This is a genomic window from Streptomyces sp. NPDC001348, from assembly GCF_053597535.1.
The window spans coordinates 1-17,674 of sequence record NZ_JBSFIK010000054.1 but is presented as its reverse complement, the minus strand read 5'-3'; the positions used below and the strand labels follow the sequence as shown (position 1 = coordinate 17,674).

Below are 17,674 nucleotides of genomic sequence, written 5' to 3'. Positions count from 1 at the left end.
AGATCTTCCTTTTCGTACGCGAGGGCTGGTCAGGAGCCGGCTTCGATGGTGATCCGCTCGGCCCGGGCCAGCTGGTCGGCGTCGGTGTCGATGTGGCCGAGGATCAGCAGGTCGGCGGAGCCGGCGGGGCCGTTCCGGTAGAAGAGGGCGAGGTTGCCCCACGGCGCGTAATAGGCGATGTCACCGACCTTGGCCGCGGACGGTTCGGGGGCGTCGTCGGTGGTGAGTCTGCGCGGCGGGTAGCCGATCCGCTCCGTCCCGTGGAAGTCCTTCAGCTGAAGGGTGAGCGGGAGAAGGGTGGCCAGGTCGCGGGCGGCGGGGCTGTCGTTCAAGGTCGCCTCGACGGGCCGGCCGTCGAGAGTGACACGGATGTCCATGGTGGTGTTCCTGTCGGAGCTGGACGGGGTGCTGGGCGCCGGTGTCTCCTGTTGCCCGGCAGGCCGGGACTGCCCGGTCGGCGAGGGTGCGTCGGCTGCGTCGTCGGAGCACGCGGCCAGGGCCAGCAGCAGAGCGGCGGCCGGGGCGGCACGGAGCAGAGGGTGTCGAGTCGGGGAGGGCATCGCGTCGTCCGTCACATCATTCGGGCATGGGTTCGGCGTAGTGCCGGAACCCGTCGCGGTCCGTGTGCAGGGCGTAAAGGCGATCGGCCAGGACGGCGGGGCTGGAGTACCCGGCGTCCGGGCGGATGGCCCCGGGGATGATCAGCTGGGCGGCGTGGATGTTCTCCTCGGCGAGCGCGTCGTGGAGCATCGCCGCGTACGCGCTCTCGGCAGCGAACGCGACCGAGGTGCCGGCCCGCTCGGGGTGCGGGCGCACCGCGCTGCCGCCGTTGACGAACAGCAGCGTGCCGCGCCCCAGGGCCCTCATGCCGGGCAGGACCGCGTTCACACAGGTGACCGGGCCCTTGACCGAGAAGGCCAGCGGATCGTCCAGGTCACCGGCGGTCGTGTCGAGGACCGGCTTCATGAAGTCGGCCCGCGGCACGGGGCTGTACTGCAGGACCTCCACGGGCCCCAGTTCGTCGGCGGCCACGGTCAGCGCGGTGGTCAGCCCGGCGGGATCCAGGACGTCGGCGGTGTAACCACGAGCCTGAACACCTTGGCCGGTCAGGGCGGCGACCAGGTCGTCGAGGTGCTCGCCGCTGCGGGACAGCAGGGCGACGCTGTGGCCGGCGGCACCGAAACGGCGGGCGCAGGCCAGTCCAAGACCGGGGCCGGCACCGACGAGGGCGTAGGTGGTCACGGTGAGTGCTCCTTCACTACGGATGGAAGGCCGGGGCTGGTCTGGCGGGCACCCCTGCCAGGCAGGACGGAGGACGGTGCGGGTCAGGGCCCCAGGAGGGTCTTGATGGCGCGGCGCTCGTCCATGGCCCTGTAGTCCTCGGCGACCTGGTCCAGGGGCAGCGTCAGGTCGAAGACCTTGCCCTGGTCCATACGGCCGTCGAAGACCCGCTGGAAGAGGTCGGGCACGTGGATGACTGCTCCGCGCATGAGGGTGCTTCCTTCGGTGCGAGGTCGGTTGCGGGCTCTGCCTCGGACACGAACACGCGATGTGCTCCGCCCGGGCGGCCCGGCATCGAGCGTCACACGTGTGGGCGGGCGCGAAAAGCGGAGGGATCTATCCGGGGAGAGCCACATCCTGGGAGGAAACTCTCCCCCCTTCCAGGGCTCGATCGGTGTCATCCTGGGCGCCATGACCAGCAACGTGCCTCTCAACGAGCTGGGCGAATTCCTCAAGAAGCGCCGATCCGAGCTGAGCCCCCGCACGGTCGGGCTGCCGGAGACGGGCGGCCCCCGCCGGGTCGCCGGGCTGCGCCGCGAGGAGGTCGCCCAGCTCGCCTCGATCAGCACCGACTACTACACCCGGCTCGAGCAGGGCCGCATGCAGGCGTCGGCTCCCGTGCTCGACACCCTCGCACGAGTGCTGCACCTGGACGACGACGAACGAGGCTACCTGTTTCGGCTCGCCGGCAAACCCACCACCCGCACCCGGCGCCGCGGCCGCCAGACGGTCCAGCCGCAGCTGCAGCGTGTCCTCGACGACCTCACCGCCACGCCGGCCATCGTGCAGGGCCGGCGCGGGGACGTCCTCGCCTGGAACGCCCTGGCCTCCGCGCTCGTCACCGACTTCGCCGCCATCCCGGAGAAGCACCGCAACTACCCGCGGCTCATCTTCACCGCCCCGGCCATGCGCACCCTGTACGCCGACTGGGAAGGCTCCGCGCGCACCGCCGTGGCGCAGTTGCGGATGGAGGCCGCCAACTACCCCGAGGACTCACGGCTGATCGCGCTGGTCGGCGAACTCTCCACGCGCGACCAGCAGTTCGCCCGGTGGTGGGGAGACCACCGGGTCTCCGCCCGCACCGTCGGCACGAAGACCCTCAACCATCCGGTCGTGGGCGAGCTCGTCCTCGACTGGGACACCTACACCGCCAACACGGACCTCGACCAGCACCTCACCGTCTGGACTGCCGCACCCGGCTCCGCCACCCACGAACGGCTGCGCATTCTCGCCTCATGGGCTGCCGACCAGAGGCTGTCCCCCTCCTCCGCCCTTGCCTGACCGTGGGCCCGCCCCTGCGCGAGCGGTCCACGTGCGGGGAGCCCCGGCCTGCGGGCCGGTCGGCTGCCCACGACGAGGTGGTCGTAGCGGAGCGGGAGGAAGGGCTGATCGCCGAGCGGGTGCTGCCGTCCGGCCGACAGGAGCGGATCGAGTCGGGGGCTGCCGCTGTGGCCGGCTCCGGTGAAAGCGCAGGTGGCCGGGCATCGGTGCTCCTGGTCCCGCGCTCCGGCGACCCGACGAGTCCGCGCGGCCCGGTGACTACGCCGGATCCCTCTGGTCCGGCCCCCCGGCCTCACCCGGCGACATCGGCCCTGACCCGCCACGCCCCCGGCCCTCGCTACACGTCCGCGGTCGTCGTGGCGCGTGGCACGAAGCCGATTCCGGCGACGTCAGCCGGCTCCTTGCTCCGTGGGAGAGCCGGCTTCCTGAGTGGCGGCCCAGGAGGCGAGCAGACGCAGTCCCTCTTCTGAGGGTGAGCCGGGTTCGGCGGTGTAGATGGTGAGGCTGAGGCCGGGTTCGGCGGTCATCTCCAGGCCTTCGTAGGCGAGGGTGAGGTCGCCGACGGCGGGGTGATGGAAGCGTTTGGTGCCGGTGCCGTGGTGGCGGACGTTGTGGGCGCCCCAGCGGGTGCGGAAGTCGTCGCTGCGGGTGGACAGCTCGCCGACGAGGTCGTGGAGGTCCTTGTCGTGGGGGTTGCGGCCGGCTTCGGTGCGCAGGATGGCGACGGCCATGTCGGCGGCCTGGTCCCAGTCGGGGTAGAAGCGGCGGGAGGCGGGGTCGAGGAAGTTGAAGCGGGCCAGGTTGGCCTGGTTGCCGGGCGTGGCGTAGACGTCGGCGTAGAAGGCCCGGGCGAGCTGGTTGGCGGCGAGGATGTCCATGCGGCCGTTGCGGACGAACGCGGGTCCGGCGGTGACGGCGTCCAGCACCCACTGTATCGGCCGTACTTGGTGCTGTAGGCGGCGTCGATGCGGTCGTTGACGCCGGAGTCGGTGACCTCGACGAGGGTGACGTCCCTGTCGACGCCGCCGGAGCGGATACGGCCCTGGTGGCTGGCCAGGGCCGCGCGGTACCAGGCGCCGGCGCTGCCGCGGAAGGAGCGGACGTAGAGGTCGCCGCCGTCGCGGACGACCCAGATCGGCACGGGTGTGCGCTGTGTTCCGTCGCCGCGCGAGGGGGCCATCTGAAGTTCCTCGGCGTGCTCGATCCGGGTCAGTTCGTCATTCGTCCAGGCCGTCATGGGCCTGCCTCCTTCACGGCCGTGCGGTGGGGTGTGCCCTTGTGGGCGTGAGCGCGGCCGGCGCAGCCCACGCCCACGAGGTGACCGGGTGGACAGGATCAGGGCGTGAGGAGGGTCTTGATGGCGCGGCGTTCGTCCATCGCCTTGTAGCCCTCGGCGACCTGTTCCAGGGGGAGGGTGAGATCGAAGACCTTGCCGGGGTTGATGCGGCCGGACAGGACGCGGTCGATGAGGTCGGGCAGGTAGCGGCGGACGGGGGCCGGGCCACCGCGCAGGCCGACGTGGGAGAAGAACAGCTCCTGGCCGTCCACGGCCACTTCGTGCGGGACGCCGACGAAGCCGACGTTGCCGCCGGGGCGTGCGGAGTGCAGTGCCTGCCGCATGGACTGGGCGGTGCCGACGCACTCCAGGACGGAGTCGGCGCCGATGCCGCTCGTCAGGTCCTTGATCCGGGCGACGCCGTCCTCGCCGCGCTCGGTCACGATCTCCGTGGCTCCGAACTCCAGGGCGAGTTTCTGCCGGGGCTCGTGCCGGGACATGGCGATGATCCGCTCCGCGCCGAGTTCCTTCGCGGCGATGACACCGCACAGACCGACCGCGCCGTCACCGACCACCACGGCGGTCGAGCCCGGCTTCACCTCGGCGGCCAGGGCGGCGTACCAGCCGGTGCCCATGACATCGGAGACGGCCAGCAGGCTGGGCACGAACTCCTCGCCCGGGACGGCGTCGGTGGCCACCAAGGTGCCGTGAGCGTTGGGGATGCGCACGTACTCGGCCTGGCAGGTGCTCATGAACTCGCGGTTGAGGCAGGAGGACTGCCAGCCCTTCTGGCAGTTGGCGCAGGTGTTGTCAGAGGTGGCGAAGGAACCGACCACGAACTGACCGGGCTTGACGTGGGTGACCTCGCTGCCGGTCTCCTCGACGATGCCGACGTACTCGTGCCCCATCGGGTGCGGGTCGCCGAACGGCTCCAGGCCGCGGTACGGCCACAGGTCCGAGCCGCACACACAGGTGGCGACCGTACGGATGATCGTATCCGTGGGACTGACGATCTGGGGCTCGGGGACGTCCTCCACGCGGATGTCACCGGGGGCGTGGATCACGGTTGCGCGCATGTCTTTTCTCCTGATGCGTTTCTCGGGTGGGGGTGGCTCGGGCTCGGGTGGGGTCTTCGCGCCGGTGGGTGGCCCTTGCCGGTCGGAGGCCGCTTCAGGAGTTCCATCGCGATTCTCTTCGTGCGTTGCTGTGGTGCTGATTGCTGGGCAACGGTGTCACCCGGACGTACCGGATTCCTCGACAATGGCCAATGGGATATGTAGAAGCGTCGACGACCCGTGAAAAACAATTGCCGGTCTCTGACTCTGTCCCCGGCCGCAGGGCCCGCACGGAGGAGAATTCCACGCCCTGAGAGGCGTATCCAGGGATAAAACTGTCCTACCCAGCCGCGTGGCGAACAGCGCACACTGGCCAGTATGAACAGCAGTACGAACCGTAAGGAGCTGGGCCAATTCCTGAAGGCCCGTCGGGCCGAGCTCAGCCCCCGTACGGCCGGCCTCCCCGAGAGTGAGCGCCCGCGCCGCGTGGCCGGCCTGCGCCGGGACGAGGTCGCCGTGCTGGCGGCGATCAGCACCGGCTACTACACACGCTTGGAGCAGGGGCGCACAACCCCCTCCGCGTCCGTGCTGTCCGAGCTCGTCCGGGCCCTGCACCTGAGCGACGACCAACGGGACCATCTGTTCGAGCTGGCCGGAAAGGAGACCGAGGCCGGTCGGGCGCGGCGGCGGGCCCCGCAGAAGGCGCATCCGCGACTGCTTACCGTACTGAACGAGCTCAGCGTGGCTCCCGGGGTGATCCTGGGCCGGTACCTGGACATCCTGGCGTGGAACCCGATGGCCACCGCCTTGTTCGGCACCGATTTCGCCGAGGTCCCCGTGCGGCAGCGCAATTACGTCCGGCAGCTCTTCACCGACCCGGCCATGAGGTCCCTGTACGCCGACTGGGCGGACTCCGCCCGCAACGCGGTGGCCGTGTTGCGGCAGCAGGCCGCGGCATGCCCCGACGACCGGAGACTGACCGCTCTCGTCGGTGAACTGTCGGTGCAGGAGGACGACCAGTTCCGCCAGTGGTGGGGAGGCCGTCATGTGGTGCCCCGCACCGGAGGCACCAAGGTGTTCCACCACCCGGTCGCCGGTGAACTCACCCTCGCCTGGGACGCCCTCACCTGCGTGGCCGACCCCGACCAGCAACTGATCGTCTGGAGCGCCGAACCCGGCTCGCGCACCTATGCGGGGCTGCGCTTCCTCTCCTCCTGGACGGCAACCTGCGCCATGAATTCGTAAAACCAACAGGTGGCCCGGCATCAAAGCAGGGACAGTACAGCCAGGGACTAATCCTTCCTACCTTCGCATTCGAATTCCGTGCCATGCTTCCGGAGCACGATTCACGCAATGCTTTTCGAGGAGTAATATCTCCATGTCCTCCCTCTCCCGTCCCACGGTCGCCGTCGCCTTCCATTCCGGCTACGGCCACACCGCCGTGATAGCCGAGGCCGTGGCGCGCGGTGCCGCGCAGGCCGGTGCCGAGGTGATCTCCATTCCCGTGGACACGATCACCGACGATCAGTGGGCGCAGCTGGACGCCGCCGACGCGATCATCTTCGGTGCCCCCACCTACATGGGCACCGCGTCCGCCGCCTTCCACACCTTCGCCGAGGCCAGCAGCAAGCGCTGGTACACCCAGACCTGGGCCGACAAGATTGCCGCCGGCTTCACCAACTCCGGTGCCAAGAACGGCGACAAGTCCTCGACCCTGGGCTACTTCTTCACCATGGCCGCCCAGCACGGCATGCACTGGGTCAGCCTCGGCGTGCAGCCGGGCTGGGCCTCCATCGAAGGCAGCGAGGACGACATCAACCGTCTGGGCTACTTCGTCGGTGCGGGCGCCCAGACCCCGGTCAATGCTGGTCCGGAAGCGGTCCACAAGTCGGACATCGCGACCGCCGAGGGTCTCGGCGCCCGCGTCGCGCAGCAGACCGCGTTCTTCCGCGCCGGCCGCGCCGCCCTCGCCGCCTGAACCCAGAACCACATCCGCAGCCCGTCCCGAAAGGGAGCAGCATCATGTCCGACTCCCCGAACCTCGCTCTCGTCCGTCGGCTCTACGACTCCGGCATGGCTCCGGACGTGGTCGCCGAGGTCATCGACCCCGACATCGTCTGGGACATCACCCCCGGCTTCCCCTACGGCGGCGTCTACAAGACCTGGGCGAGTGCCGGGGCGGACTTCTTCGGCCGGCTCGCGCCCCGCTTCACGTCATTCGGCGCGGTGGCCGAGGAGTTCTACGACGCCGGTGAGCACGTGTTCGTGCGCGGTCACTACCACGCCGTGTCCAAGGCCGGTCAGGAGTCGGACGCGCGGTTCATCCACCTGTGGACGGTGAGCGGCGGCAAGCTCACCCACATGATCCAGGCCGCCGACAGCCACATCGTCCAGCAGGCCGCGGGCAACTGACCGCCCGCACTCACCCCGGGGAGCACCCCATGGCGAGGAGCCTCTTCCTCATCACCGCCGCCGACCACCGGACCCTGGCCGACAGGTTCGAGCAGCCGTCCGGTTTCCGGGCCGAGGAGGCGATCGGTCCGTACGGCGTCTTCAAGGAGGCCGGTTACGAGATCGCCGCGGCCACCCCGGGCGGCATACCGCCCACCGCCGACGCGCTCAGCCTGACGCCGGACTTCAACGGCGGACCCGAGGGTGCCGAGCAGATGAAGACCGCTCTGCGCCGTCCTGCTCGCCCAGGAAGTCATCAAGGCCCTCGGCTGACACCCCGCACCGCCGCTCACAGAAAGAGGTAGTACTGATGGACAGCAACGCGACCCTTCCCAGCGTGGGGCAGACCTGGCTGGCAGACCTCGGCCCGGACACGCCGCTCGGCCACTTCACTGTGGAGATCACCTTCGACTCGCCGACCCAGGTCAGCTTCGAGGTGACGGGCGGTGCCATCAAGGGCCGCAGGCAGACGATGGAGTACACCACCACCCAGCTCCGCGACGGCCTGTACGTCGTGCGCTGGACCGAACCGGACGCCGGTGACCACGTCACCCACATCGAGGACTACACCGAGGGCACCTGCATGGCCAGCTCCGTCATCGGTGGCGAGTTCGTCCAGCTCCATGGAAAGTGGATCCGCGTCCGCTGAACCCGTGGTGACGGCCGCAGGTCGCAATTCATCTTGACGGTGAGGCTTCCAGGGACAAATCTCTCCCCCTGACAACACCGCTCTCCGATGTCAGGGTGATGGCATGAACCGCGATCCTCACCGTCACGATCTGGGGGAATTCCTGAAGGCGCGCCGCGCCGAGCTCGACCCGGCCGCCGTGGGCCTGCCCGAGGGCGGCTCGCGGCGTGTCGCGGGCTTGCGCCGTGAGGAGGTCGCCGTGCTGGCGGCCATCAGCACCGACTACTACGCCCGCCTCGAGCAGGGCCGTATCCAGCCCTCGCCGTCCGTGCTGGAGTCCCTGGCGCGTGTCCTGCACCTGGACGACGACCAGCGGGCCTACCTGTACGAGCTCGCGGCCAGGGAGGAGTTCCGCCCGCCCCGCAGGAAGCCTTGTCCCAAGGCGCAGCCGCAGTTGCAGCGGATGCTGGACGACATGGCGCACACCCCCGCGTTCGTGATCGGACCGCGCACCGAGATCGTCGCCTGGAACGCCATGGGCGCCGCCCTGATCACCGACTTCGCAAAGATCCCCGAGAAGCAGCGCTACTACATCAGGCTGCTCATCACCGACCCCGCGATGCGTGAGCTGTACGCGGACTGGGAGGGCGTCACCCGGCTGGCCATCGCGCAGCTGCGGATGCACAACACGAACAACCCCGGCGACGCGCAGCTGGCCGCCATCGTGGGTGAACTCTCTGCCCGGGACGAGCAGTTCCGCCAGTGGTGGGGCGCTCACCACGTCGCCGTCCGCGACACCGGCAGCAAGCACCTGCGCCACCCCGTCGTCGGAGACCTGCACCTGGACTGGAACGCCGTCACCTGGGCCGCCGACCCCGACCTGCAGATCATCGTCTGGACCGCCGAAGCAGGCACCCCCACCCACGACAGCCTGCGCATGCTGGCCTCCTGGGCGGCCGGCCCAAGCCACTCGACCAGCCACAGCTCCACCTGACCGTCCCCGGTGGTCTCCGTCCTGCTGTCCGTTACGGATGGCGGAGGCCGGGCGCTGCCGCTCCCCCCCGTCCGTGGGTTGCGCGCCGTCCAGCGGCCGCGTCCTGTCAGACAACGGGTACAAGTGTGCGGTCCCGGTGGATCGGTCCGGTCAGCTGGGACAAGGGTCGGCCGCTGGCATGGTTGCCGGCGGCGACGATCTCCGCGGTGATGGAGACTGCCGTCTCCTCGGGGGTGCGAGCACCGAGGTCCAGGCCGATCGGGGAGTGCAGCCGGGCAAGCTGATCCTCCGGCACACCCGCCTGACTCAGCAGGCGCATCCGTTGCTCGTGGGTGCGCCGGGATCCCATCGCACCTACGTAGCCCACGGGCAGAGTCAGAGCGTGACGCAACAGCGGGATGTCGAACTTGGCGTCGTGGGTGAGGACGCAGACGACCGTGCGGGCGTCCACCTCGGTCCGCTCCAGGTAGCGATGGGGCCAGTCGACGACGACCTCCTCGGCGTACGGGAACCGCGCCGGGGCGGCGAAGACGGGCCGAGCATCGCACACGCTGACCCGGTACCCCAGGAAGGCCCCGCCCCGGCTGAGGGCGGCCGCGAAGTCCACCGCGCCGAAGATCAGCATGCGAGGGCGGGACGTGTGGACGTGGACGAGTGCGGTGAGTGGTTCGGGGCAGCCGTCCCCGTTCCCGCCGATCGTGACGCGGGCGGTGCGTCCCGCCTGCAGCAGGGCTCTGGCTTCTGCCGCCACCAGATCCGCCGTGCCGCCGTCCAGAGTGCCGTGGGCCATGCCGCCGTCGTCGAGGACGCTCACAGTGGCGCCGACCAGGAGGTCGGAACCGTCCACCACCTGCGCCACGGCGGTGGGCCGGCCGTTCGCGATGTCGGCGAGGGCCGTGGTGAGGTGCGGCTGAGTGGCGGGATCGACGCGCTGGACGAGGACGTCGAGTTCGCCGCCGCAGGTGAGACCGACGGCGAAGGCGTCGTCGTCGGAGTATCCGAACCAGGCCCGTTGTGGAGCGCCCCGGTCGCGCAGCGCCTGCCGGCACAGTTCGTAGACGGCGCCTTCGACGCAGCCGCCGGAGATGCTGCCGACCGCGTTGCCGTCCTCGTCGACCGCCACCGATGTACCCACCGGCAGGGGTGCGCTGCCGCGCACGTCGACGACGGTGGCGAGGGCGAAGGGGCGGTCTTCGCGGCACCAGCGGTGCAGTGTGTCCGCGATGTTCAGCATGAACGGGTCCTTCGAGTGGAGGGGGGCGAGCGGGCCGCCACCGCGCCGTAGGGGAGCGCTGTCGCGCGGCGGCGGCCCGGGGTCCGGCAGCCGTACGGGGATCGACTGCCGGACGTGGAAGGAGTGCCCCGGGGGCCGGGCCGTTCGTCGCAGCGCCAGGGGCACCCGGCTCAGAGCAGTGCCTCGGCGGTGATGGGCAGTTGGCGGATCCGGCGGCCGGTGGCGTTGAACACGGCGTTGGCGATGGCGGGCGCCACACCCACCTGGACGACCTCGCCGAGTCCCTTGACGCCCAGCAGGTTGCCGGCGTTGTCCTCGCCGTCGAGGAAGACGGCCTTGAGCTCGCGGATGTCGGCGTTCACGGGCACGAGATAGTCGGCGAGGCCGGCGTTCACGATCCGCCCGTCGCGGTGGTCGGTGACCGTGTGCTCCAGCAGCGCCGTGCCGATACCGCCCACGATGCCGCCGAACGCCTGGCTCTCGGCCAGTTTGGGGCTGATGATCCGTCCCGCGTCGTACACGCCGAGCATCCGCCGCACCCGCACCAGGCCAAGGTCGGCGTCCACCGCGACCTCGGCGAAGGTGGCGTTGTAGGCGAAGTAGGCGGACCGGTCGCTGCCGGGCCCGTTGTAGGCGCCGTCCCCTTCCAGGTGGGAGCGGTTGTTGCGGGCCAGCAGGCGCTGGTATGTCTCCCCGCGCGCCGGATTGCCCTGCACGTGCAGTCTTCCGCCGCGTACGACCACGTCGTTCGCGTCCACGCCGTACAGCGGTGACTCGCGGTCCTCGACGGCCAGCTTGATCGCCTGCTGCCGCACCTTGTTGCAGGCGTCGACGACGGCCGAGCCGACACTGGCCATGGTCGACGAGCCGCCGTGCGGCGACGTCCTCGGATACCGGGAATCACCTAGCCGGAAGGTCACCGTGCGCATGGTCAGCCCCAGCGCGTCCGCGGCCACCTGGGTCTGCGAGGTGTAGGTGCCCGGTCCCATGTCGCTGGTGGCCGCCTCGACCACCGCGGTACCGTCGGCATCCAGACGGGCCCTGGCCTCCCCTGGATACCGCCCCGAGTCGTATACGCCCGCGGCCATGCCCAGGCCGATCAGCCAGTTCCCGTCCCGCGTCGAGCGCGGCTTCGGACTGCGGCGGTCCCAGCCGAAGTCGCGGGCACCGACCCTGTAGCACTCGGTCAGCCGGCGCGTGGAGAACGGCTCGTTCGTCGACTCGTCCTCGTTCGGTTCGTTGCGCAGGCGCAGCTCGATCGGATCGACTCCGAGTTCGTGGGCGAGCTCGTCCATCGCGGACTCGATCACGAACGACGCCGACGCGAAGCCGGGCCCCCGCATCCAGATCGGGGTGTTCACGTGCAGCGGCACCTGCCGGTACGCCTGACGGACGTGGGGCATGCTGTAGAGCATCTGCCCGGCGCCCATGACCGCCTCGGTGAACGTCTCGTACGAGGACGTCTCGGCGTCGATGTCGTGGATCGCGGCCTTCAGCCGGCCCCGCCGGTCGCTGCCGAGGCGCAACCGGTACCGGTAGGCAGGCCGGAAGCCCGTGCCGAAGTACATCTGCTTGCGGCTGAGCACCAGCTTGACCGGCCGACCGGTCACCCGAGCGGCCAGCGCGGCAACGATCGTGTGCGGCCAGCACCGCAGACCGCTGCCGAAGCCGCCGCCGACGAACGGGTTGACGACCCGCACCGCGTCCGCCGGCAGGTCGAAGACCGCGGCGATCTCGTCGTGGGTGCCCATCACCCACTGCGTCTTGTCCCACACGGTGAGCTGGTTGCCGTCCCAGTGCGCGACGGTGGCGTGCGGCTCCATCGGATTGTGGTGGTTGCGCGCCAGCTCGTACGTCTCATCCAGCCGTACGGCCGACGAGCGCAGACCGGCTTCCGCGTTCCCGCGTGCGTAACGAGTCGGCTCGCCCGGTTCAGCCTCGGTGAGGTCGGTCGAGGGCTGCTCGGCGTCGTAGTCGACCTCGACCAGGCTCGCGCCGTGCTGTGCGGCCTCCAGGGTGGTGCCCACCACGACGGCGACCGGCTGACCGTGGAAGAGCACCTTGTCGTCCTGGAAGACCCGAAGCCTACGCCCCTGCGGGTTGTTGGAGCCCGCGTTGTCGCGGTAGGGGAGCTTCGGCGCGTTGCCGTGGTGGATCACCCGCAGGACCCCCGCGGCCCGCTCGGCGGCGCGCGTGTCGATGGAGGTGATGCGGCCGCGTCCGATGCTCGCGTCGACGATGACGGCGTGCACGACCCCCTTGAGGGTGGGGGTCCCCCCGCGCGAGGTTGTTCGAGCGTGGGGGAGTTCGGCGGCGTACTCCGCCTGGCCGGTGACCTTGAGCCGGCCGTCCACCCGGGACAGCGGCGCACCGACGGCCGCCTGCGGCTGGGGGCTCACTTGGTTCCTCCTACGGTGCGCAACTGACGCTCGACGGTCCGTTTCAGCAGCTCCACCTTGAAGCGGTTGTGCTCCAGCGCGCGTGCGCCGTCGGCGGCTCGTTCAGCGGCGGCCGCCCACAGCGACTCCGAGGGACGTTCACCGACGAGGTGTCGTTCGACGGCGGGGAGTTTCCACGGCACGGTGCCCACTCCGCCCGCGGCGACCTTCGCCTCGCGGATCACCCCGCCGCGGATGTGCAGCGCGACCGCGGCCGAGGTCAGGGCGAACTCGTAGGACTGCCGGTCTCGCACCTTCAGGTAGCCGGACCTCAGGGGCCGCGGGTGTGCCGGGATCTCGACAGCGGTGATCAACTCACCCTTTCGGACGGCCTGTTCGCGCTGCGGGCTGCTGCCCGGCCGCAACAGGAAGTCGGCGAAGGGGATGTGACGCTCGCCCTCCGGGCCCAGCAGACTCACCCGGGCCTCCAGGGCCGCGAAAGCCACGGCGGCGTCGGAGGGGTGGGTGGCCACGCAGTGGTCGGAGGTACCGAGGATGGCATGCATCCGGTTGAAGCCGTGCAGGGCGGCGCAGCCGGATCCGGGCTCGCGCTTGTTGCAGTCGGCGGTCACGTCACGGAAGTACGTGCAGCGGGTACGCTGCATGATGTTGCCGCCGATGGTGGCCATGTTCCGCAACTGGGCGGATGCGCTCAGCTCCAGTGCTTCGGAGACGACCGGGAACAGCGCGCGCACCTTGGGGTGGGCGGCTGCCTCGGCCATGCGCACCAGGGCGCCGATCCGCAGCCCGCCGCGTTCGGTGACGGTGACCTCGCGCAGAGGCAGGCCGGTGATGTCGACCAGGGTCTCGGGACGCTCGACGGTCTCCCGCATCAGGTCGACCAGGGTCGTGCCGCCGGCGATGTAACGGCCGCCGCGGCGACCCGCGTCGAGTGCCTCGCGCGTGTCCGACACCTTGGTGAAGGCAAAGGGGTGCATCAGTGCCTCACTTCCGGCCCGCGGTCTGCTGGACCGCGCGCACGATCTTCACGTAGCAGCCGCAGCGGCAGATGTTGCCGCTCATCCACTCGCGGATCTCCTCCGGCGAGCCGGTGTGGCCCTCCTTGATGCAGCCGACGCCGGACATGATCTGGCCGGGGGTGCAGTAGCCGCACTGGAAGGCGTCCTCGTCGATGAACGCCTGCTGCAGCGGGTGCAGTCGGTCACCGTCGGACAGGCCCTCGATGGTGGTGACCTCGGCCCCTTCGAGGCGCACGGCCAGCGTCAGGCAGGAGTTCACCCGGTGCCCGTCCACCAGGACCGTGCAGGCGCCGCAGGCACCGGCGTTGCAGCCCTTCTTGGAGCCGGTCAGACCGAAGTGCTCGCGCAGCAGGTCCAGCAGCGAGGTGCGGTTGTCGACGGTCACGGTCCGCCGGGTGCCGTTGACGGTCAGGGACACACGGCTTGAGGGAGCGGCATCCGCGGCGGCCGCCTCGTCCGTGTCGAGGAGGGGGGACCCGGCGATGAGGCCACCGGCGACGACGGCACCGCCGACCGCGGTGGTCGTCGCGATGAACGTGCGTCGTGTCGGCGTGGTGGGGGAGTCTCCAGGGGGCGGTACTGCTGACTCGTCAAGCTCAGTGGGGGACATACGTACGTACGCTTTCGCATCGGTGAATGGGGCACCTGACCTGCACACAGGCAGAGACGTGCGTATCTTCTGACGTGAGTGTCACCAGACAGGGGAATGCGGATCCGCCGAGCAGTCCGCGGTCCGTCACAGCTGCCACTCTGGCACTGTCAACCCCGCCACTGGGAGGGAGAGTTTTCTCCCTGGATAGCGCTCTCCCTGGCCAAGTCCGGGCATATCGGACCGGTTATCCGACTCATCGGCCTTTGCGTGTACTTTACATGTTGCTTTATCGTTCCATTGCCCGGTTGACATGCGCGCAATCGGCCCGGACGGATCGTCATGCGGCATCGGACAGCCGCTCGGACGGTGACACGATCCACGAGGAAAGCAGCCGTAGGCCGTCCTGCGACGGTGTACCAGCTTCAGGCGTCCAGATCACCGGCCGCTGCTCGGGGTCGGTGGTGCACGTGAAGCTGTCCCAGGTGAGAGTGAGTTCCCCGACGAGCGGGTGCCGCAGGGCCTTGGTCCCCACGGGCACAGGGGTGAGACGCGCAGCGCCCCACCACTGACGGAACTGCCGTTCGAGGACGGACAGTTCGCCCAAGAGCTCGGCCAGGCGCGCGTCCCCGGGGCACTTGGCGCCCTCCGCCCGCAACTGCGTGACACAGGCGTGGGCGACCGACTCCCACGCCTGGTACAGCGTTCTCATCTGCGGATCGGCGAAGAGGAGCCGCACGAAGTTCCTCTTCCTCGACGGTATCCGGGGAAAGTCGGTGACGAACGCGGACATTGGTTCTGCGTCGCGGCGTCGGCGCCGCCCTGTGCTGGCGCGCTCTACCCGACCGGCGAACTCGACGATCCGTCTCAGGCCGGACGCGCGGCCACAGTCCACCTGCCGATGATGGCACAGGCCGCCGAACTTGAGAGGGGGGAGACTTTCCTCCCTGGTTGCCTGCTTCACGCGGTGGAATTCTTCCCTCCGTGGGCTCTCGCGGCAGTGGCAGGGTTGGAGCATGAACAGAAAGCGATTCCGGTTGTCCGACTCCATCAGAACCCTGCGTGCGGAACCAAGAAGGCGGGAAAGAACGTGCGGACGGATGTCACGTTCCCAAGCCGCGGAACGAAGCCGGCCGGACATCGTCACCTCCCCGTGAGAGCGAGGGGAAACCTCGCTTCCTGGAGCACCCCTCCCAACGGTGCCGCGACGTGATCAACGCGGTCACCTGCCCGACGACGCGCCAGGATGTCCACAGCCGTCGCACCGGAGCGCTGGGTATCCGTATGGCAAAGACCGGATTCGCCGCGCCCGCTCGCGCGAGGCTGCACTCGTTCTTCACGGGAACCTCGGCCGCTCCCCAGGCCCCGGGCCGCGGCCTGCGCCGTACAACACGTGTCGTTGAAGCGGCTCCCGCCGCCCAGGCGACGGCCCGTCCGGAGCCGAGCGAGGGCAGCCGTACCGGGGATCGGTGCGCGGCACCGCCGCCGAACACAGCGGCCATCATGACGCCGGCACCGTGACGCCCGCACTTCCCGCACGCGGCCCGCAGGACACCTTCCGCAACCGCCGATCCACACCATCCGGTCCTTCGACCAGCAAGGATTTTCCATGGGTACGCAGTCCACCGCACGTCCCGCCGACGCGTCCGGCACCTTCGACCTGGGGGGTGACCTGACGATCAACCGTCTGGGATACGGCGCCATGCAGCTGACCGGCCCCGGTGTCTGGGGTGACCCGCGCGATCCGGACGAGGCCCTCCGGGTGCTGCGCCGCGCGGTCGAGCTGGGCGTCAACTTCATCGACACCGCCGACGCCTACGGGCCTTTCGTCAACGAGCAGTTGATCCGGAGGGCGTTGCATCCGTATGCCGACGATCTCGTCATCGCGACGAAGGGCGGCCAGACCCGCCAGGGGCCGGGACCGAGCAACTGGACCCCGGTCGGCCGCCCCGAGTACCTGCGCCAGCAGACCGAGCTGAGCCTGCGCCACCTCGGTGTCGAACGTATCGACCTGTACCAGCTGCACCGCGTCGATCCCAAGGTCCCCCTGGCCGAGCAGATCGGCGAACTCGCCCGCCTCCAGCAGGAGGGCAAGATCCGCCACATCGGCCTGTCCGAGGTGACCGTCGAACAGCTCAAGGAGGCCCGCACCTACGCGGAGATCGCCTCGGTGCAGAACCTCTACAACCTTGCCAACCGCTCGGCCGAGGACGTCCTGGAGTACGCCGAGGCGGAGAACATCGCCTTCATCCCCTGGTTCCCGATCGCCACCGGCGAACTGGCCCGCGCGGGCGGCCAGCTGGACGCCGCGTCCCGGCAGCACGGTGCGACACCGTCACAGCTCGCTCTGGCCTGGCTGCTGCGGCGCTCTCCTGTGATGCTGCCGATTCCGGGCACGTCGAGTACGGCTCACCTGGAGGAGAACACCGCTGCCGCGTCGGTCCGGCTGAGTGACGAGGAGTTCGAGGCCCTCGCCGCCGCCGTCCGACCGGGAGATCGCCTGTCCTGGCTCGTGCCCCCGAGCCACCGGTCGTATCCCGGTGGCTCGGGGGCGGCGAATACCGCCGAGCAGTCCTTGACGGGCACTCGGCCTGCGACGGCCGACATGGGTCGGCCGGGCCGGCCGAACGACGGGTCGTCCAAGCCCGCGTCGGCCTTCTTGCCCCACATGGCCGGGCGGCAGATGCGGGCTGGGGGTGTGTCAATTTAACGGCTGATCTTGGTTGTTGAGTGGTCAGTTGTTGCTCGGGGTCAGGCGGCCCTTGAAGGCGATCTGGAATGCGTTGAGGGGTGCTTTCCAGCGCATGGTCCACCGCTTGCGGCCCTTCCCGGTCGGGTCCAGGCTCATCAGCGCCATGTAGATGCACTTGAGGGCGGCGGCCTCGTTGGGGAAGTGCCCGCGGGCGTGGACGGACCTGCGGATGCGCGCGTTGACGGTCTCGATCGCGGTCGTGCTGCAGATGACCTTGCGGATCTCGACGTCGAAGGAGAGGAAGGGCACGAACTCGGCCCAGGCGTCCGACCACAGCTTCACGATCGCCGGATACTTCCGGCCCCACGCCTCCTGGAACTCCAGGAAGCGCTCCGTCGCCGCGTCCTCGCTGGGCGCGGTGTAGACGGGCTTGAGGGCCTTGGCCACCTTGTCCCAGTCCTGACGGGCGGCGTATCGGAACGAGTTCCGCAGCAGGTGAACCACACACGTCTGGACAATCGTGCGAGGCCAGACGGCCTCCACGGCATCGGGAAGGCCCTTGAGCCCGTCGCAGACCAGCATCAGCACGTCGTCCAGGCCGCGGTTCTTCAACTCCGTGAACACATGCAGCCAGTACTTCGCGCCCTCGCCGCCGTCGCCGGCCCAGATGCCGAGGATGCCGCGGGTGCCGTCCACGGTCACCGCCATCACCACATGGACCGGACGGTTCGCGACCTGCCCGTCCCTGATCTTGACGTTGATGGCATCGACGAAC

General features: G+C 69.7%; 16 protein-coding genes and 5 pseudogenes. 8 read left to right on the top strand and 13 right to left on the bottom strand.

Annotated features, from left to right (window positions below; all coding sequences use genetic code 11):
• Positions 1-29 precede the first annotated feature (29 nt).
• The 3 genes and pseudogenes from ACWC21_RS36855 to ACWC21_RS36845 all read right to left on the bottom strand — a co-directional run.
• Positions 30-560 carry a cyclophilin-like fold protein gene (locus ACWC21_RS36855; RefSeq protein ID WP_450888521.1) on the bottom strand — a complete coding sequence of 177 codons (531 nt, stop codon included), beginning with the start codon at positions 558-560 and terminating at the stop codon, positions 30-32.
• A 16-nt stretch (positions 561-576) separates the two neighbouring features.
• The gene (locus ACWC21_RS36850) at positions 577-1,242 is read right to left on the bottom strand and encodes an SDR family NAD(P)-dependent oxidoreductase (RefSeq protein ID WP_450888519.1); all 666 of its coding nucleotides are present in this window, start codon (positions 1,240-1,242) and stop codon (positions 577-579) included.
• 83 nt (positions 1,243-1,325) lie between these two features.
• Positions 1,326-1,472: pseudogene (locus ACWC21_RS36845) on the bottom strand (IMP dehydrogenase); the annotation flags it as partial.
• Between the two features lie 220 nt (positions 1,473-1,692).
• Between ACWC21_RS36845 and ACWC21_RS36840 the strand changes: the two are divergent.
• Positions 1,693-2,562, top strand: coding sequence for a helix-turn-helix domain-containing protein (locus ACWC21_RS36840; RefSeq protein WP_450888517.1), 870 nt, complete (start codon positions 1,693-1,695; stop codon positions 2,560-2,562).
• A gap of 389 nt (positions 2,563-2,951) precedes the next feature.
• On the opposite strand, the pseudogene ACWC21_RS36835 reads toward ACWC21_RS36840, so the two are convergent.
• The 3 genes and pseudogenes from ACWC21_RS36835 to ACWC21_RS36825 form a co-directional block, all read right to left on the bottom strand.
• Positions 2,952-3,536, bottom strand: a pseudogene (locus ACWC21_RS36835) (MmyB family transcriptional regulator); the annotation flags it as partial.
• Between the two features lie 2 nt (positions 3,537-3,538).
• A pseudogene (locus ACWC21_RS36830) lies at positions 3,539-3,742 on the bottom strand (DUF2255 family protein); the annotation flags it as partial.
• Between the two features lie 155 nt (positions 3,743-3,897).
• Positions 3,898-4,914 carry a zinc-dependent alcohol dehydrogenase family protein gene (locus ACWC21_RS36825; RefSeq protein WP_450888515.1) on the bottom strand — a complete coding sequence of 339 codons (1,017 nt, stop codon included), beginning with the start codon at positions 4,912-4,914 and terminating at the stop codon, positions 3,898-3,900.
• A 357-nt stretch (positions 4,915-5,271) separates the two neighbouring features.
• Here ACWC21_RS36825 and ACWC21_RS36820 point away from each other — a divergent pair, with 357 nt between their 5' ends.
• From ACWC21_RS36820 to ACWC21_RS36795, 6 genes are all read left to right on the top strand, one after another.
• Positions 5,272-6,138: a helix-turn-helix domain-containing protein gene (locus tag ACWC21_RS36820; RefSeq protein WP_450888513.1), complete on the top strand. Its 867-nt coding sequence runs from the start codon at positions 5,272-5,274 to the stop codon at positions 6,136-6,138.
• A gap of 133 nt (positions 6,139-6,271) precedes the next feature.
• Positions 6,272-6,871, top strand: a complete 600-nt coding sequence (locus tag ACWC21_RS36815; protein WP_450888512.1) for a flavodoxin family protein — start codon at positions 6,272-6,274, stop codon at positions 6,869-6,871.
• Positions 6,872-6,915: 44 nt separating this feature from the next.
• Positions 6,916-7,305: a nuclear transport factor 2 family protein gene (locus ACWC21_RS36810; RefSeq protein ID WP_450888510.1), complete on the top strand. Its 390-nt coding sequence runs from the start codon at positions 6,916-6,918 to the stop codon at positions 7,303-7,305.
• A 29-nt stretch (positions 7,306-7,334) separates the two neighbouring features.
• Positions 7,335-7,649 carry a hypothetical protein gene (locus ACWC21_RS36805; protein ID WP_450888509.1) on the top strand — a complete coding sequence of 105 codons (315 nt, stop codon included), beginning with the start codon at positions 7,335-7,337 and terminating at the stop codon, positions 7,647-7,649.
• A 5-nt stretch (positions 7,650-7,654) separates the two neighbouring features.
• Complete coding sequence (locus ACWC21_RS36800) at positions 7,655-7,993, top strand: MoaF-related domain-containing protein (RefSeq protein ID WP_450888507.1); 339 nt, start codon at positions 7,655-7,657, stop codon at positions 7,991-7,993.
• A 103-nt stretch (positions 7,994-8,096) separates the two neighbouring features.
• On the top strand, positions 8,097-8,966 hold the full coding sequence (locus tag ACWC21_RS36795) for a helix-turn-helix transcriptional regulator (protein ID WP_450888506.1): 870 nt from the start codon (positions 8,097-8,099) through the stop codon (positions 8,964-8,966).
• 106 nt (positions 8,967-9,072) lie between these two features.
• On the opposite strand, the gene ACWC21_RS36790 is transcribed toward ACWC21_RS36795, so the two are convergent.
• From ACWC21_RS36790 to ACWC21_RS36770, 5 genes are all read right to left on the bottom strand, one after another.
• Positions 9,073-10,200, bottom strand: coding sequence for an XdhC family protein (locus ACWC21_RS36790; protein WP_450888504.1), 1,128 nt, complete (start codon positions 10,198-10,200; stop codon positions 9,073-9,075).
• Between the two features lie 170 nt (positions 10,201-10,370).
• Positions 10,371-12,599 carry a xanthine dehydrogenase family protein molybdopterin-binding subunit gene (locus ACWC21_RS36785; RefSeq protein ID WP_450888502.1) on the bottom strand — a complete coding sequence of 743 codons (2,229 nt, stop codon included), beginning with the start codon at positions 12,597-12,599 and terminating at the stop codon, positions 10,371-10,373.
• Positions 12,596-13,576, bottom strand: a complete 981-nt coding sequence (locus tag ACWC21_RS36780; RefSeq protein ID WP_450888501.1) for an FAD binding domain-containing protein — start codon at positions 13,574-13,576, stop codon at positions 12,596-12,598. The genes ACWC21_RS36785 and ACWC21_RS36780 overlap by 4 nt, the downstream gene beginning before the upstream one ends.
• A gap of 7 nt (positions 13,577-13,583) precedes the next feature.
• Positions 13,584-14,228, bottom strand: coding sequence for a (2Fe-2S)-binding protein (locus tag ACWC21_RS36775; RefSeq protein ID WP_450888500.1), 645 nt, complete (start codon positions 14,226-14,228; stop codon positions 13,584-13,586).
• A gap of 319 nt (positions 14,229-14,547) precedes the next feature.
• Entirely contained in the window at positions 14,548-15,000 is a 453-nt protein-coding gene (locus ACWC21_RS36770) for an MmyB family transcriptional regulator (RefSeq protein WP_450888499.1), read from the bottom strand.
• Positions 15,001-15,816: 816 nt separating this feature from the next.
• Here ACWC21_RS36770 and ACWC21_RS36765 point away from each other — a divergent pair.
• A pseudogene (locus ACWC21_RS36765) lies at positions 15,817-16,692 on the top strand (aldo/keto reductase); the annotation flags it as partial.
• A 104-nt stretch (positions 16,693-16,796) separates the two neighbouring features.
• On the opposite strand, the pseudogene ACWC21_RS36760 reads toward ACWC21_RS36765, so the two are convergent.
• Together ACWC21_RS36760 and ACWC21_RS36755 are read right to left on the bottom strand one after the other, a co-directional pair.
• A pseudogene (locus tag ACWC21_RS36760) lies at positions 16,797-16,910 on the bottom strand (GTP 3',8-cyclase MoaA); the annotation flags it as partial.
• Between the two features lie 31 nt (positions 16,911-16,941).
• Positions 16,942-17,674 (bottom strand): IS256 family transposase (locus ACWC21_RS36755; protein ID WP_450888497.1); only part of this gene is annotated, 733 nt, incomplete at its 5' end.

What these genes read in the sequence shown, in the direction of transcription:
- ACWC21_RS36820 (WP_450888513.1), top strand. Translation starts at nt 5,272, where the DNA reads ATGAACAGCAGTACGAACCGTAAGGAGCTGGGCCAATTCCTGAAGGCC.
- ACWC21_RS36790 (WP_450888504.1), bottom strand. Translation starts at nt 10,200, where the DNA reads ATGCTGAACATCGCGGACACACTGCACCGCTGGTGCCGCGAAGACCGC.
- ACWC21_RS36855 (WP_450888521.1), bottom strand. Translation starts at nt 560, where the DNA reads ATGCCCTCCCCGACTCGACACCCTCTGCTCCGTGCCGCCCCGGCCGCC.
- ACWC21_RS36825 (WP_450888515.1), bottom strand. Translation starts at nt 4,914, where the DNA reads ATGCGCGCAACCGTGATCCACGCCCCCGGTGACATCCGCGTGGAGGAC.
- ACWC21_RS36800 (WP_450888507.1), top strand. Translation starts at nt 7,655, where the DNA reads ATGGACAGCAACGCGACCCTTCCCAGCGTGGGGCAGACCTGGCTGGCA.
- ACWC21_RS36795 (WP_450888506.1), top strand. Translation starts at nt 8,097, where the DNA reads ATGAACCGCGATCCTCACCGTCACGATCTGGGGGAATTCCTGAAGGCG.
- ACWC21_RS36805 (WP_450888509.1), top strand. Translation starts at nt 7,335, where the DNA reads ATGGCGAGGAGCCTCTTCCTCATCACCGCCGCCGACCACCGGACCCTG.
- ACWC21_RS36840 (WP_450888517.1), top strand. Translation starts at nt 1,693, where the DNA reads ATGACCAGCAACGTGCCTCTCAACGAGCTGGGCGAATTCCTCAAGAAG.
- ACWC21_RS36810 (WP_450888510.1), top strand. Translation starts at nt 6,916, where the DNA reads ATGTCCGACTCCCCGAACCTCGCTCTCGTCCGTCGGCTCTACGACTCC.
- ACWC21_RS36770 (WP_450888499.1), bottom strand. Translation starts at nt 15,000, where the DNA reads ATGTCCGCGTTCGTCACCGACTTTCCCCGGATACCGTCGAGGAAGAGG.
- ACWC21_RS36780 (WP_450888501.1), bottom strand. Translation starts at nt 13,576, where the DNA reads ATGCACCCCTTTGCCTTCACCAAGGTGTCGGACACGCGCGAGGCACTC.
- ACWC21_RS36815 (WP_450888512.1), top strand. Translation starts at nt 6,272, where the DNA reads ATGTCCTCCCTCTCCCGTCCCACGGTCGCCGTCGCCTTCCATTCCGGC.
- ACWC21_RS36775 (WP_450888500.1), bottom strand. Translation starts at nt 14,228, where the DNA reads ATGTCCCCCACTGAGCTTGACGAGTCAGCAGTACCGCCCCCTGGAGAC.